Raw genomic sequence first — 16,735 nt, 5'->3', positions numbered from 1 at the left:
CCACTGGCGGGCACTTTGACCACATTCATGTGTCGGCCGAGTAGGCAGCCTAACGGCAACTAAGCACGCAGCACGGCCGCAGCACCAGTACCGTCCGTCCGGCTTATCGCCAATGGTCTGGGGTACTGCAGACTCGCGGTCAGGTACACGATGTCGCCGAGCAGGCTGCTCGCACCGGGGCCTCTCGACCGTACTGCCATAAAGGACAGCCGCCGCGTCGGCGACGACAACATCCGGAGTGTTGCGTCGCCGACGTCTTTCTCGGCAACCTCTACAAGCCGCCAGGATCTGTCGATGTTCCTACTCGGTTGCAGCTGACAGTAGAGAGCTTGCGTCTCCGCTCCAGGTGACGGCTAGTTCGTCGCGTGCACGGGTTGCGGCGACGTAGAGCAGAGATCGCTCTCGTAGCAGCGCGTCGTTCCAGGCGTCGTCGGAGTATTTCTCATCCTTCAGCCCGGCTGGGATGGAGCCTTCGTTGATGCCGAATAGGAGGACCTTGGAGAACTCGGTGCCTTTGGCCCGGTGCATGGTCATCACAACTGGCTGGCCAGGTTTGATCTCTTCCCGGTCCACCGCCCGAACGGCGAGCCCGCGTTCGGCTAGGCCATTGACCACACGGTCGCGCTGGAATCGGTCCCGGACCAAGACAGCGAGCGTTTCGGGCGCGTCCGTGGCGTCGCTCCATGTCTGGAGCAGAGTTGCGGTGTGGTCGAGTTCGGAACGTAAGGAGTCTCGGCCCCCAATCGCGGGCGACTTGCCACGGCGGGCTGAGCGGTAGGCGGTGGAGTCTTCCGCGGTTTCTTCGAGATCGGTGTAGCTGCCACCGGAGAGCACCCGCAGGGCGAAGGCTAGGTTCTCCGCCGTGGTGCGGTAGTTCAGGGTGAGGCGTTGGGATCGTCCGACGATACGGATCCCGAATTGGCTGAGGACGATGCGGCGGCCGTAGATGCGCTGGTGGGAGTCCTCGGCGATGAAGAGGTCGTCGGGGTGTTCGGCGACCAGGGCTCGTAGTAGTTGCCAGTGGGTGGCTGAGAGGTCTTGTCCTTCGTCGACGAGGACGTGGTCGGCGGGCAGGCCGGTGTCGGCGGTGCGGCGTAGGTGGGCGGCGGCAATGGCGGAAGTTTCGGCGAAGTCGTGGACGCCGTCGATGCGGGCTTGGGCGCGGCGAGCCTGGACGACCTCCCAGACGGCCTTGCGGCGGCCTCGGTCCAGGGCGACACCTCGGCCGGGGCGGCGGGCCCGGTAGTACTGCTCGCGGGTGGTGATCAGGTTGGGCAGGATCACCGATCCGTACTCGGCGGCCATGAACGACTCGGACTGCAGTTCCGGTGGCAGCGCTGAGCCGGCCACGTCCAGAGCGTCCCGCCAGGACACGCCACCGATGCGGGTAGGTGCGTTACTTCCGGTGACGGCCGACCCTGCGGCCTCAGAGCCCAGGACCGCGATGATGTCCTCACTGAGGTCTTGGCCTGCGCGAGCGGCGTTCCGCAGTACCGCTGAGGCCAGGGCATCGATGCCGGTGATGTGGATGCCGGGCTCGGCGAGGTTCTGGGTTCGGGGCAGGGTGGGGTCGAGGTGGTTGAGCTGGGTGGACAGGGCGGTGGCCAGGTTGGTGGTGAAGGTGGTGAGGATGATCCGGGCGTGGGGGTGGCGTCGGGCCAGCTCTGCGGCGCGGTGCAGGACGACGACGGTCTTGCCGGTGCCAGCGCCGCCGGAGAGCCGGAACGGGCCGTTCCAGGTCTTGTCGACGTAGCGGCGCTGTTCGGGGTGCAGCCAGACCCGCCAGGCCCCGAAGTCGCCTCCCTCGATGATCCGGCGCAGTTCGTCGTTGTTCGCGGCGTAGGCGAAGGTCATCTGCGCGGCGGGGTGGCTCATGCCCGCCACGATGGCCGCGCTGGCGCTGACCGGAGAGGTCGACGTCGCCGGGACGGCATGCTTGGTCAGGCTGAAATGGTCACGGACGTCGGTGACGCTGGTTCCGGCGCCCAGTTCGATCAGGGCCATGCCCTGCCACTCGACCGCATCGCTGAGTAGGGCCTCCAGACCGTCCTCGTCGGTGACCTGCAGGGCGTTCTCGGCCAGGTTCTGGTCGATACCCAGATCGAGCAGGTCGGGCAGCGTAACGCCGTGGGCCGCTAGGAGCGCCGGCTGCTGCGTGATGGTCCGCTGGTCGGGGACCCGTGCGGTGACCACGGGCGTGACCTTAGAGATCTCGGCGGGCTCGACGGTGCGGATCTCGGTGATGCCGTTAACCGGGTTGAGTTCCAGGACGACCTTTTTGGCGATCGCGATGGCATCGTCGTGCATCCAGATGCCGTAGAAGACGTACGTGGTCTCCTGCTCGCCGGGCAGCCTGAACAGGACGGCTCGGTAGGCCTGGTCGACCCGGCCGGTGCGGACCTTGGGGTCGGCGCTGTTCTGGATGGGCTCGATGTGCAGGCCCAGGGTGGTGTCGTCCTCGGCCAGTTTTTCCAGGAAAGAGTAGGCCTTCTTCTTGATCGAGGCGTCCAGCTTGGAGCCCTGCTTGGTCATGACGATGATCGGCATCTTTTCCTCCGTGCTCAGATGGCTTCGATCACGGCGCGAACCGCTTGCGCGTCCGGGTCGAACACGTGCCAGCCGTCGGCCTCCAGGTCCTCCCGAATGTCTTCCGGGGAGACGGAGACCGCAATCTTGTGATCCGGCCAGGCGATGTCGATGGGGATTCCGGCTGCGGTCTCGAATCCCAGGGTGGGAAGGGGAAGACCCGCTGCACCCGGTTCCAGCAGAGCGAGCAGGAACGTCCGCTCGTCGTCCACAGCATCGTCCACCAGTTCCTGCCACTCAGGCTCCAGAACGCCGGCCTCGGGGCCGGCTGCGCCGGCGGCGGGCCGGGTGGTGTGACCGGCCAGGATTTCGGTGACGGTGGTGATCTGGGTGGGCTGCTCGCGCTGGGCGAGAGCGTTGGCGATGCTCAACCACTGTGCCCAGGACTGCCGGTGATCGTCTTCGTGGAGCGCCTGGTCCCGATCGTCGAGCACCAGTGCGACCGCGACCGACCCTGGCGTCGCTGCCGATGTGCGGGCCAGGACGCCGCAGGCGCCACTGGCCCACCACCACTGCTGTACGTTCGCATCGTCGTTCTCGTCGAGGGCCCGCACCGCGCTGTCGAACAGAACGCCTCCGGGCTGGGAGGGGGTACGGGCGAAGAAGAACGGAACGGCCTCGGCCAAGGACCGCAGTTGCGCGGTTTCGGTGAACTGCAGCCAGCTCAGCAGCCAGGAGATGGGCCCCTCGGCGATGGCCTCGGACGCCCGGTGCCCGAATTGGTAGCTGCCCGACTGCATCAGCGCCGACACCACACCGGCATCGAACCATGATGGCGTCGAGGGATTGTCGGCCTGGTCGACGTCGCGCGCGGTCACTCCCAGCACCACATACCCCTGGTCGCGCAGATCGGCGCGTTTACGGGCGTCGTCGGCCAGCCGGTTGTGCGACGGTGAGGCGTGGTAGAGCCAGCCGTCGGTGAACACTGCCACCGGCGGCACTCCCGGGTCGTTGCACTGAAGGACGAAATCGGGGACGACGCCGGGCAGCTTGACTTGCGGCTGCAGTTTCCACTGCCACGGGCTGTGCGGGAAGGAGACATGCATGCTGTTGCCGGTCGGTCCCGGTACGTCCTTGACCGTGGCGCCTAGGGCACGCATCCGTCGGCCGATGACCATCCGGAAGTATTGCTCCAGATGCGATTCGGTGCTCGCAGCCTGCGCGGGAACGTCAGTGAGCAGCCAGTCCAGGGCATCAGGGACCTCGCGGCTGCCGGAGACGGCGCCGGAGGTGAGAATGGCCCGAAGGTGCCGTTCGGCGGCCTGCCGGGAGACCAGCTCCGCGGGTAGGTGGGCTCCGGTGTAGGGCAGCAGGCACCGGTGACAGGCCAGCCGCGCCTCATCACGACATGGGCAGTCACGCACGATCACCCAGGCCCTGTGCAGCAGGTCCCACAACCGTTCCGGGTCAGCCAGTTCGGCCAGGTACCCGGTACCGCCAGGCACGACATCGTGCAGCAGCAACGCCGGATCGGTACGGCCTCCGCCATCGGACTCCAGGGTCGGGTCGGCGATGGAGGCGATGGCGATGTGGTCAGGCGAACCGCCGAGCTGCTCATGCAGACCCAGCAGGACGCTGGTGGCCAGGCTGGGGACGGCGAAGCTGTCGCCGATGGTCACCGACGGCGGAAGCCGCAGGACGATGCCCTGCGTGGTGAGGCTGCGGGTCAGCGCCAGGCTGCGGGTGTGTTCCTGCGCCGAGGACCGGTAACGGCACCAGGGACGATGCTCCTCGGGACGGTTGCGCTGGGTGGCCCGATCGAGTTTGCCGCAGCCCTCGCAGACCCGGAACAGGTTCGCCATCCGTGTCTCGCCGGCGATCTCGCGTTGCGGGCCGTACCCGGCGCCGCGACCGAGGTTGACCCAGCGGATGTCGATGCTGCGTAGGTACTTCACACCGAAGTCGTACCCGTCGACGTACCACTGCCGGATCACGCTGGCCGGGTTGACGTCAGCGGCCACGACGATGGTGAAACGCTCACGCTGGCGCTCGTCACGCCGGTCGGTGATCGTCGCTTCGTCCCGGCGCATCTCCGCCGTCACCCGGCTCAGCTCGACCGTGTCGAAATGCTGGGCCGAATCGAGGATTCCTGAGCTTCCGCACCGCGGGCAGGGGCTCGCCTGCACGGGAGCGCCACCTGGTTCGCGGTCACGGGCATAACCGCAGGCCGGGCAGAAGCCCCAGGACCGGATGGCGGTACCGTCCACTCCCAGATCGATGGAGTCAATCTGCACCTCTAGACCCCGGGCATAGAACACCGCACCGGGTGCGAATTCTCGCAGCGCATTCGCTCGGGAGCGCCGGTAGCTGACGGGTTCGCTGTGGAACTCGCCGGTGTCGTGATCGATCCAGGTGAGCGCCACGTCCAGGCTCACATCGTCGTCCACGAGGGTGTAGTTGGGCAGGATCCCGGCCTCTTCCAGCGACTGGATCCACGGCTGGCTACGCCGACCAGCGATCTGGGCCCGGGTCAGCTTCAGCGCGGCACGCGCGGAGTTGGCCGCCCTCTTGTCGTCCTCGGTTGCGGCTGGTAGTTGGGCCGCTGCGTCCAGGCCAGGCAGGGCCGCCTGCACGGTTGCCTGACGATGTCCCAGCTCATCCTGGGTCTTGGTCCAACGATGAGATGCCTCGAACAGGTGACGCGCCAGTCCGCTGGTTCCCGCGCCGTCAGCAGGGCTGGCCCAATGCCGCAGCGCCTGGACAGTGGATTCAGACTGGCCGTGAAAGGTGTCCAGGAAACGGTCGAGGTGAGTGGTGGCGTCGGCTTCGGCCTCGACGACCAGGCAGTCCAGGAAGCTGCCGTCATCGGCCTTGCCCAGAGCAGCTGCTGCCCGTTGTGGCCGGGGGCCTTTCGAATCCCGCGCGAGAGTATCGACCAAGTGGGCGACGTACTGGCGCTGCAGGATCTCCTCGGCGTTCAGGTAGGTGGCCGGTGGGCGTACCTGCCCGTTGATTACGGATAGCGGCTCGCCGAGGCGGGGCAGGTTCTCGCCGCGACCGGTGACGAAGGCCAGGTTCAGGGCGTTGCCCGTCAGGCGGCCGGCCCGGCCGACGCGTTGCAAGTAGGACGCCACGGTGCGGGGGAGCGAGGCCAGCATGACCGTGGACAGGTCACCGATGTCGATACCCATCTCAAGTGTGGGCGTCGCCACCAGCACATTGGGAGCTTCCGGATCGTCGCGGCCGGTCTTGAATGCCGTCTCGTATTCCAGCCGGACCTCGTCCTCCAGCAGGCTGGAGTGCTCTCGCGCCACGATCCGCCGCGGGCTGGCTGAGGCATACAGGCGCCGGTAGTAGTTGTCCGGCCGGGCCACTCGATGCAAGGCGCCGGGGCATCGCACCAGCATGCACGGCGCGCCGTCGAGCTGATCGGTGACCTCCGGGGTGGAGGGGTAGGTCGTGCGGCAGACCGAGCACTCCAGCAGGCACTGCCCATTGGCCAGTTCCTGCTCCGTGGTCGGCTGCACCAGGATCGCGCTGGCCGGGATCGCGTAGCTGATGCCCTTGGTCTGCGTCGTGCTGGCAACCAGCAGATCCGCCCGGGCCAGCCGATCGAACAACCCCCGGGCCAGACGTGCACCGTGCTGCGGCGAGACAACCAGAGTGCGCGCGGTCCACCGGGCATACCAACTCTGCGCCGAGGTCACCGGATCCAGCAAAGGATCCTTCACAGCCAACGCCGGGCCAACCCGAGCAAACGCCGGAGCAGCACGCCCCGGAGGAAACGCGGGCATACCCTCCTCGCGCTTGCGGCCGTACCAGATCCGGTACCTGCTGCCGTCTTCGCGCTGGTACAGATCGAACCATGGATGCGTCACGGCGCCGCGCTCACGCAGATGCTCGAGAGTTCCACGGACCCACGCCACCAGCCACTGCTCGGTGACGATGCCCATAGCCTCATCCAGGCTCTGCTGGCCGTCCGCGTCCTTCAGCACCGAGCGAGCGATGGTCGCCAACCGCGATGCCGGCAACCCTTCTACGGCAGCGACCACGCTGCCGGTCTGCTCCAGTGTGCGGCCGATTCGCGAGGCGAGGCCGAACTCCATCACCGCATCGAACAGCAACCGGCGTCGTACCCGCGTCCGCGACTGCGCGCTCGGCTTCTCGGCCTGCCAGAACGACCGGAAGTACGGACGGGACGCCAATTCCGGCGGCAGCAGCCGGTACCGAGCAAAACGATCATGCCCAGCCCGCCGGATCGCCTCGTCCACCAGCACGTCCAGCCCCACCGGACCGTCTTCAGCGGCAGCTCGCAGCACCGACCGCAAGGTCAGCGTATGAGAACGGCTCTGCACGAACCCAGCCCGATGAGCGGCATCCTGAACGCTGTCGGTGAAGACCAGCGCCTTTTTCTCCTCCTGATCCAGATCCGCCGAACCGAACATCGTCGACAACGTCACCGACAGCAGAGTGGCGATAGCGCTACCCAGGAAGCGGATCCCGTCCTTCTGCAGACAGGACGGGCAGGTGTCGTCCCGGGACTCGTCCTCCACGTCCGGGCCAGTCAGCATCAGGACGGGCAGCACCCAGCCATCGCGGAAATCCCGGTCATCGGACTGCGGCGCCGATGCCACGATCTCCCGGCGGCGGACCGCGAACCAGTGCAGCCCTTCGACCTTCTCGCCCGGAACGTCACCGGTGTGCTCGGCTTCCAACGGCGCCGACAACAACGCCCGGAACCGACCCTCCCGCGCCGCGTGATTCCGGCGGATGACCGTGTCGTCCGTGCCCAAACTCAAGCCGGTGGGGCCCAGTTCGATACCCCAGCCCGAACGTCCGCAATGCCGGCAGTACACCGCCGGGAACGCAGGACGCTCGTCCTCCGCGAACGCGTCCCCCACGCCACCGCCCGCCAAAGGGCCGTCGTCACTCCACCGGTACCGCACGCTCGCCGACGCGAACCGATCGACCCGGGTCAGCTCCCGCACCCACAAGTGCGTCTCAACCGTCGGCGCCGAACGCCCCGACACCGCCCTCACGTGGCTCAGCATGGCGATCACCGCCAGCAGCGCCGGGCCGCTCACCGGCATCAACGCCGACGGCGTCAATCGCCCGGCCAGTTCGTCTACCGACACTGCGTCCGCCGCCTCGCCAATCAGGCTCTGCACTAGCGGAACCGCCTTGGCCAGCGTCAGCAACCGCGTATCGTCCCCGGCCAACACATCGACGATCTTGGCCGGCTGCACCTGGTACAGAACCGCCAGCACCTGCAGGGCCAGCTCCCGTGACGCCGCCGCATCAACACCCCCAAGAGCGGCCACGGCCTGCGGCTCCAGATCTGCGGTGTCGGGCGCTTCTAGTCCCCATTGGACCACCTCGGCAGCGGCCGTACCGAGCCACTCCTCGCGGGTCAGCCGAGACTCGGTGACCACGCCCTCCAGGCGGAACTCCTCACCGAACACGGTGTGCGCGAACGTCACCATCGCGGCCGGATCACCGCGGTCTCCCAAAGTGGCGGAGGTCGCGACGGGGGTCATACGCCCCAGCGGACGCGCCCAGTCCTCCTGAGTGACCTCGGACGAGTCCTGAGGCCAGTACGCCTTCAACGCCAAACCCAGCCGGCGCAGCAACATGGCCACATCAGTGCCCTGCGCGCCGTCATAGGTATGGAACTCATCCAGCACCAGATACCGCAGACTGAGCGCACTTTCCCGCCACAACGACTGATCGTCAGCGCGCAGCAGCAACTGGTCGAGCATCTTGTAGTTCGTCAGCAGAATGTCCGGTGGCTCACTCCGGATCACCGCCCGATCTGTGATCAGCCCTTCCGCCGTCACCATTGTGCGCTGCGTGCCACCCTGCCCCGTGTACAGGGCAGCCGTCACACCAGCCAGCTCCTCATGCGCAGTGATGATCCGCGCCAACCGCCCCGCCTGGTCGTTAGCCAGCGCATTCATCGGATACAGGATCAGCGACTTCACGCCCCGGCGCCCAGCTCGCCGCTCCCGCAGCACGTGATCCAGAATCGGGTAGAGGAACGCCTCCGTCTTACCCGAACCGGTCCCCGTCGTCACCAAGGTCGGCAACGGACGAGGTTTCTGCTCGCTCAGATCAGCCGAACTCAGCCGAGCCCACGCCTGTGCCTGATGCCCGTACGGCGTGAACCCGCCCGACCATCCCAAACTCGACTGCCACCCATCCGCGGCCGGCCGGAACGGCAGCCGCAACCGCACGTACGGACCCTTGAAAATGCCGTCCGTCGAGTCGGTCAGGAATTCTGACAACGCCAGCCGCGCATCCTGATCAGCCAGCGCAAACGTCGTGGTCAGGTAGTCCAGCAACCCCCGCTGAACGTCATCCGCCTGAAGAGAAGGAAGAAGTTCACTCACGCCCCCGCGCCCGCCCCCGGCTCCGCCAACCGTCGTTCGAACTCCACATACGCCACCCGCATGTCATGCTCCCGATCCAGTGTCACGAACGGCAACTCATACACGTACGTGTTACCCGCCTGATTCGTCGCCGTGCACCCATCGAGACTGATCGCATCGCCCTTCTTCCGCCAGAGTGCCAAAACGCTGTTCGGCACCAGGCGCCCGTTGGCGTCGTAGTGGTCGCGATTGCGGTCGTAACCGTACAGAACTGGGAACTGGGTGCGATAGATGGTGCAGAGCTCATCTGCCGTGACACCGAGCATCAGAGCTACGAGGGCGTCGATCTCGAGCTGGGCTTGACGACGGTCGGCGGCGATGCGGAGAGGAACGTTAGGTGTCCAAGTTGTGGGAACGTCAGCCAGATCGGCGGTCAAGCCGTAACTAGCTGGCGCCGTCCAAGCGTCCGCTGAGAACGTCGAGTTCGCACTCGCCTCCCACATCTCGCCAAAAGCCTCGGTGACGCAATTGAGACGGAGTGAACGGTGGGTAATCCAATCAGCCAAATTCGGAGGTATGTCGGCTGGCAAACTAAGCCTGTTAATGCTTGGCGCGGAGATGGTTGCTTTAGGTGCGGTCCTGATCGAGAAGTCAGCAAGAAGGGAGGAGAGCACGCCTTGAGTTGTTGCAAGCGTGGCCAATTCGATGCTTCCGTTACCAGCGGTGGCCACCCCGTGGATGTGCGCGGGACCAGGAGGTAGCAGACAGGGGGCCAATGTTCTCTCGCCCGTGTTTGGCGCCATGTACCGCCAGGCAACGCGGTAGTGGTCGCGGGCGGGGGTGGTGTCGCCGTCTGGGAGGGTCCAGTGGGTGTAGCGGGCGTCGTACGCGGCGCGGTCTCCGGCGGGCTTGTACGAGGTCACCGGGATCGCGTCCGAGGCGAGGGCCTCAAAGTCGGTAGCTGACCAGTCCTGATTGTGGAGCATGGTCTCGTTGGGGGACTTGTACATGGGCGTGGACACAAAGAGGTGCGGTCCTTGGAGGATTACGTCATCCCATGACAGAGGCCTGCCCCACTCGGAGACGAAGTAGCCCTTGGTACGATCGTTCTTCTCGTGCCAACCTGACGAGAACTGAAGCCCAAGCGCTCCGACGCGTTCCGCCTCAGACAGTTTCCCTAGCACGTCGGAGGTTGCTCGGTTCACCGCGTACACCATGCGGGAGCGGAGCACCGGCACTTCTGGTACTTCGAGGACCTCGTGCCAGGTCTTCAGCACCTCGGGGGTGACGATGACGAGGCGGTTGCGGTGCGGACGGAGGTCCCAGTTGCCGTCAGGATCCTTCAGACCTGGCTCGGGGCCGCTGCCGTCATGGGCGAAAGAACGAACGGCTGTGTCCGGGTGGTAGAGCCAGGAGGCTTGGGTGAAGCGCACCTCAGATGGTGGCCCGTAGACCGCGATGCCGTAATGCTTGTGATCCTCGATGTCGAACAGTCGAAGTTCGTTGACGAAGTGCCAGTGGCGGCGCAGGCGTTCATACGTGGCGGCACGTAGACCTCCTGCCTTTTCGTCGGTGAAGTGTGATTCCAGGCTGATCAGGACGATGGCTCCGCGGGCTGATACATGTCGCCAGGTCTGCTCCATGAAGCACCGGTAGAGGTCAGGCTGAAGCCCGGCCAGATGCGGGAAGTGCTGCACCGAGCCCACGAAGGCTGCGGTGGCTGCAACGTCGGCGGTTCCATCGATGACGAGGTTCTGGATGCCGTTGAGGGCGAGGGTGCCTGGTCTGCGTTCCTTGCGCGCTTCTTCACTTGGCTTATTCTCCAGCTGCCACCAGGGGTCACCTTCGGCAAGCAGCGCATCGACATCAGATCGCGGTCGCACCCAGGGCGGGTTACCCAGTTGCAGGTCGAATCCGCCGCGAGCGAAGACGGGTGCGAAGTCCAGTTCCCAGTGGAAGAAGCCTTGTTGGGAGGCGATCTGTTCGCAGACCTTCAACCACGAGTGTTTGGCGAGCGTTGCCTCGATGGTGGCGGCACTGGCCAGGCCGAGGTCGAGGTCTTCTGTGGTGCCAAGTTCGGCCCAGGTATTGCCCGTGTCGAGTCGGTCCTGCCCGGTGGCGGTCTTCTTCTTGCCGGCGTGCCGGCCGAGCAGCATCTGTCCGGCCTCGATCCACTCGGCGAGGGTGGGCGGGTGGATGCGTGTGCCGTCTTCAGCGGTGGTGAGGGTGTCGGTGAGGGGCCAGAACCAGAGGGCGCACCAGGCGTCCATGATTCGACGGAGGCGTTGGTAGGCGCCCTTGGGTTCGGCGAGCGTCCGTTCGATCTCTTCGCGCTGGATGTGTCCGCCGACGGCCAGGTTGTCGGCGCCCCAGACCGGGATCGAGCGGCGGATCTCGGCTTCGGCGATCTGCAGGCGGCTCAGGGTGATGCCCCAGAGGCTCTCGACGCGTTCGGCGAGGTCGATGAGGGCGTTGGTCTGGACCTTGGTTGGCTTGGACAGGATGCTGCGGCGCCATTCGCGTAGGCGCTGGAGGGCTTCGGGGGCGAGGGGTTTGGCTTCCTTAGCGTCGATGGCTGCTCCCCAGCCCTCGGCGGGGAGCAGGAAGTGGTGCACACGTCCGTTGATTCCGGCGTCAAGGTCGGCGAGTGGTACGTCTCCGGGAACGTCTTTCAGGCAGGACTTGTCGGTGATCTGAGAGCGGTGGAAGACAGCGCGTCGGACGCCGATGAGAGAGTTGCCGCGGCGTAGGTGCAGGCCGAACCAAGGGGCGTCGAGGGCGGGGGTCATTGTGCCGAGCCAGAGAGAGATCTCGGCGAGTTCGACGGCAGTGGCGTTGAGGTCGACGCCGTAGACCTGGTGCAGCGCCAGATAGGCCTTGACTTCCTGCAAACGGCGCGGGTACTCGTCAGGGTCGATGCGGGTGCCTAGTTCGTTCTGGCGGCGTTTGAGGTACTCGTCGGCGAGTTGGCTGACGGCTTCGATGGCGAACGCACCTGACCCGAGGGCTGGTTCGCAGACGGTGAGGTTAAGAATGTCGCAGGCCGGGGTGGTTTCGCCGTTCTGGTCGAGCAGTTCGGCGAGGGCTTGGCCGACGGTGAATCGGGTAAGGACTTCGGGTGTGTAGTAGGAAGCCGACTGCTGGCGGTCGCGGCCGGCCAGCCGATACACGAAGGTGCCGCGGTTGTGGCGTACTGGCGTGGACTCCCCGGTGACCGGGTCAGTCATCCTGACGAAATCGTTCTGGGATATGCCGTCGGCACGGGCGACGGGGACTACCCAGGAGCCCTTGCCGGCATCGCCATTCTTGGCGACCTCGAAGAGGTCTTCCTCGGCGAAGAAGCCGGTGTAGGACATCAGGCCTTCGTAGACGGCGCCGAGCTGATTGATGCCCAGTTGGGCGTAGGAGATGAATCCTCTGTCGCGTCCGCGGGTTTCCTTGCTCAGGAGCAGGTGACGAAGGACGTCCTGGACGGCGTTGTTGCCCAGGCCGACCTGGTCGATGTGGGCGGTAGCTTTCGGGCTGAAGAGGTCGGCGCGCAGGCTGCGGAAGGTCAGGCCATCGGAGGATCCGGGTTCGTCGTCCATGGGCTGGGTGCGACTGGCGGAGCCTTGATCGACGAGGCGGAAAAGGACACCGAGGGAGCTGTAGAGGTGGGTGCCCTGCTGAGCGTGCGGGGTGGCCAGGTCGACCAGGACCAGTTCGCGCAGGCGGTCGACGCCGTAGCCCTGCTCGTACTCGGCGGCGCCGACGGGCAGGACGCCGAGCTCGGGTGAGGCCTCGGCCCACAGCAGGAACAGGATCCGGTAGAGGAAGCGCAGGGACTGCACGGCCAGGACCTGGGCCTGGTCCTTCGGCAGGGGCTCCAGTCCTTGGGCGGCGCGGCGGCGGACGACCTCGTTGGCGATGATCTCGATGGACAGGCGAACACCTTCGCGCAGGTCCTGCGAGACGCCGACGGTGTGCTTGACCGAATCGGCCAGCACGCCCGTCCACCAGATCTCGCCGTCCGCGTCGGGGGCGAGGGAGTCGGCGCTCAGGCAGGCAAGAGCGCGATCGATCTCGCCGCCGCGGCGGTCGTGATTGCGCTCGCAGACCAATTGCAGATTCACCGCCAGGTAGCGGCCTTCGGGCCAGCGCTCGGCGTCGGTGATCATCAGCCAGGGCCCGGCCATGACCAGGGCGAAGGTTGGGGCGTCGGTGCTGTTGAACAGAGCGGACAGTAGGCGGGCGACGGAGTGGATCTGCTCTTTGTCGTCCACGTCGTAGGAGGTCAGGAGGCTCTTGGCTTCCTTGTCCAGCAGGTCCGCCACGTCGCTGACAGCCTTGGCCTCGATGATGGCCAGGGGTGCTCCGGTGATGCCGGGGGTGGCCACCAGCAGGACTGGTCCGGTGCGGTGCAGGGTGAGGCCCTCGCCGTAGCCGAGGATCTGCCGTAGCTGCTCGTACAGGCCCGCCAGGTTTTCGTCGTCCTGTTCCAGGGTGACGGCCGCGAGTTGTTTCTCCAGGCCGGACCGCGCGGCAGTGAATCGGGTTCGCACGGTGGCGACGTCTGCGTCGTCCCATTGTTTGCGTTGTTCCAGGGTTTTGGCCAGGAACGACTGTGACTTGGCGTCGGTGGTGAAGTAGTGCTCGCTGATCCAGTCCTCACCGATCAGGAGGGCGCCGCTGGTGCTCATCGTGTCGCTCCGGTGGTGGGGTGGTCGGTCGGGAGAACGAGGAGCAGAGGACGTACGAGGCGCCGGTCGGGGCTCATGGCAGCGGCCAGGCGGTGCTCCTCGCCCATGTCGATGCGTCGTTCCTTCAATGCTGAGCGCTGGATCAGGGCGTCGGCTTCCTCGTCCCAGGTGCCTGCCCGGGCCGACCATGACGTCACCCGCTGCTGGGCGTTGGCCGCTGCAGCGGCGAAGACCTGGGCCAACTGCTCGTCCCCGGCGTGAACCGCCGTTCGCACCAGTCCCTCCAGCCCTTCCAGATCTGCCGGTCCAGGATTGCCCTGGGGCTTGCGCAGGCCGACGGACTCGATCATGGTCTCGGCGTCTGGTTGGGCCGTGACGAGGGCGAAACGCAGGTTGTCGGGGTTGGGGAATGCGACGTGCAGGAAGCAGGAGGCGACCACCTGACCGCGCCGGTTGGTCAGTGTGCCGATCAGCAGCACCGTCGGTTCTTCGACGTCACCGCGCACTGCAAAGACCTGGTTACGACCCAGCCGGGCCAGGGCCCGGTCTGAAGCCCATTCCAGCACCGGATGCAGCGGCCCGAGGAAATGTGCCTCTGGCCAGGTGATTTTGCTGTCGCCCTTCAATGCCTCGGCCAGCAGCGCCTGACCTCGGGCGCTGGAGGTGGCCAGCTTTATCGACTCCAGCACCCGCCGCTGGGCCAGGTAGCTCTGCGGCAGCACTTCCAGGCGCCGTCGTAGATCTGGCGGGGGTGCGAACTCGACGATGTCGCTGCCGGGGTACTCGCGCCAGTTCACCCCACCGGCATTCACCGACGCCCCCGGGGTCTCGTAGACCTCTTCCAGAGCGTCCCGTAGGAAGTCCAGGTCCGCCTCGTACAGCGACGCCGTGGAGCCTGCTTTCTTCACCGGCTGCGGGGCGGGGGGCTGGGGGAGCCCGCTGATCTGCGCCAGGAGGGCGGCGACCGGGTCGAAGGCCGAGGTGTCGTTGCTGGGTGCCATGACCTCGTCCAACTGTTTCTGGCCCGCCAGCACCCGCCGGATCTCGTCCTCTTCTTCACCGACGTCGTACTTACCCATCAGCGACGCCACATCGCCCAGTGCCGTGTGCGCCTCCCGCTCACGCTCCAACAACCTGCGCAGCACCCGCAGGTCGCCGGCGAATGTCTCGCTGTCGGGATCGAGCAGCAAGGTGGTGATCTGCGGGGCATGCCGTTGCCCGAACCGGTCGATGCGCCCGTTGCGCTGTTCGATCCGGATCAGGCTCCACGGAATGTCGAAGTGGATCAGCTCGTGACAGTAGGAATGCAGGTTGACGCCCTCGGAGGCGATGTCGCCAGCCACCAGGACCCGGATCGGGCTGGACTCCAGCTTGAAGCTGTCGATGATCTCCTGCTGCTCGGTGTCGCTGAGACCGCCGTGCAGCTGGCGGACCTGGCCATCGGCCAGCTTCAGGTCCTGCCGCAATCGGTCGGTCAGCCAGTCCAGGGTGCTCAGCCGCTCGGCGAACACCACCGCCCGTTCGCTGCTGCGTGGGCCGACCTTGATCTGCTTCAGGTACTCCAGCAGACGCCCGTACTTGCCCGAGGTATCGGTGCTCTGCTGAGCGCTGAGATCCCGCAGGTGCTCCAGGGCGTCGATCTCGCGCTGCTGGCTGTCGGTGGCGGCCGGGCTGAGCCGCTTGATCCGCTCGGAGACGGTCTCGGTCAGTGCAGCCGGTGAGGACAGGAACGCCTTGGCCAGCGTCCACGGGAACAAGCGGCTGGCCGCGCCGCTGTACGGCGAGGTGCCCGACTTGGGGTGCAGCCACACCTCGTCCAGCTCACGGGCGATCGCGTTCTCGGCCGGGGAGGCGGGCACCAGGAAGTTCTGCGGTTCCTTGCGCTCGGCCCAGTCCGTTCCCACCGTGCGCGCCACCTCCGCACTGTGCCGGTGACGCCGAATGACCAGCCGCTTGACCTCGTCCTCAATCAACGTGCCATCAGGACGAACAGCGGTGGGCTCCAGCAGCCGGACCAGCTCGGCGAACGACTCGTAGCGGCCGTTGTGCGGTGTGGCCGAGGCCAGGATCAGGGCATCGGCGTTCGGCGCGAGGACACGAGCCAGCCGGTTGTTCTGGGTGCTGGAGTTGGTGAGGTTGTGCGACTCGTCGATCACCACCGCGTCCCACCGCTGTTTACGCAGGTGAGCCAGGTACCGGTCACTCTTCAGCGTGTCGATCGAGATGATGACCCGCTTGTAGTAAGTGAACGGGTTACGGGTAGCCGGCAGCTTCTGACGCACTCGCTGGATGCCGACCGAGTCCAGGCGCACGAACGGTAGCCCGAAGCGGTTCCACATCTCCTGCTGCATCTGCTCCAGAACATGCCGGGGGGACACGATCAGGATCCGTTCGCCGCGTCCACGCCGCGCCAGCTCGCTAAGGATCATCCCGATCTCCAGCGTCTTGCCCAGTCCCACCGCATCCGCCAGCAGGATCCGCGGACGCAGGTTCGCCGGATCCAGAGCCTGCCGAACCGCGCTCTGCTGGTAGTCCAGGGCGCGGGCCAGCATGCGCGTGGCAACGGCCAGGCCGGGGTTGTCGAGAGGCACGGCAGTCTTGCGGAGCGTGGCCTCGACCCACAGGCGGCTACGTCGGTAGTGGGGGGACTCATCGGCGGTTAGCTGGGCGTCGGCCGGATCGAGGACGAGAACGTTGTCCTCCAGCGCCTCGTAGAAGGTCGCCGTGGTCTCACGCACCAACTCCGACAGGCCCTGAACGGTGAGCAACTGCCCTTGCGGGGTCTGCTCCACCGCGGTGACCAGCCACTCTTCGTCCCGGATCACCACGATGCTGCCCGGAGCCGCCGCGACCGTGCTCGCGGACGCGGTCTGACCCCCTACCTCGTCCGTCGCCGTCACAGTCCGCGAGTCTACGGAACGGGTGCGTGTTGCCGAAGGATGTTCACCGGAAGGTGATCAGGTAAGGGTGGGCAGAACCCGGTGGGCGGCCGTGCGGCCCACCGTGATCGTGTAGCTGGGCCCGAAGCGTTCAATGTAACTGCTGACCTCGGTGACCTTGAGCATGCTGCTGTTGCTCCAGCGAAGTCGTGCCTTTACAACCTGATGTTGCTGGTGAATCGCGTTGACCGGATGGGATCGGAGTCCACCGACCAACCGATGG

At 66.2% G+C, this 16,735-nt stretch carries 4 protein-coding genes; all 4 read right to left on the bottom strand.

Annotated features, from left to right (window positions below):
* Positions 1-300: 300 nt before the first annotated feature.
* From J2S57_RS29570 to J2S57_RS29555, 4 genes are read right to left on the bottom strand one after another with little or no spacing between them, the layout of a single operon-like run.
* Positions 301-2,547: a 3'-5' exonuclease gene (locus J2S57_RS29570; protein ID WP_307249098.1), complete on the bottom strand. Its 2,247-nt coding sequence runs from the start codon at positions 2,545-2,547 to the stop codon at positions 301-303.
* Between the two features lie 14 nt (positions 2,548-2,561).
* Positions 2,562-8,915 (bottom strand): DEAD/DEAH box helicase, encoded by a 6,354-nt coding sequence (locus tag J2S57_RS29565; RefSeq protein ID WP_307249095.1) that lies wholly within the window; start codon positions 8,913-8,915, stop codon positions 2,562-2,564.
* Positions 8,912-13,573 carry an Eco57I restriction-modification methylase domain-containing protein gene (locus J2S57_RS29560; protein WP_307249093.1) on the bottom strand — a complete coding sequence of 1,554 codons (4,662 nt, stop codon included), beginning with the start codon at positions 13,571-13,573 and terminating at the stop codon, positions 8,912-8,914. Before J2S57_RS29560 ends, J2S57_RS29565 begins: the two co-directional genes overlap by 4 nt.
* On the bottom strand, positions 13,570-16,404 hold the full coding sequence (locus J2S57_RS29555; protein WP_370882721.1) for a helicase-related protein: 2,835 nt from the start codon (positions 16,402-16,404) through the stop codon (positions 13,570-13,572). Before J2S57_RS29555 ends, J2S57_RS29560 begins: the two co-directional genes overlap by 4 nt.
* Positions 16,405-16,735 lie beyond the last annotated feature (331 nt).

This window comes from Kineosporia succinea (assembly GCF_030811555.1).
Lineage (GTDB): Bacteria > Actinomycetota > Actinomycetes > Actinomycetales > Kineosporiaceae > Kineosporia > Kineosporia succinea.
Note: the sequence above shows the minus strand (reverse complement) of the source record. Positions and strands in the feature narration are given on the sequence as shown.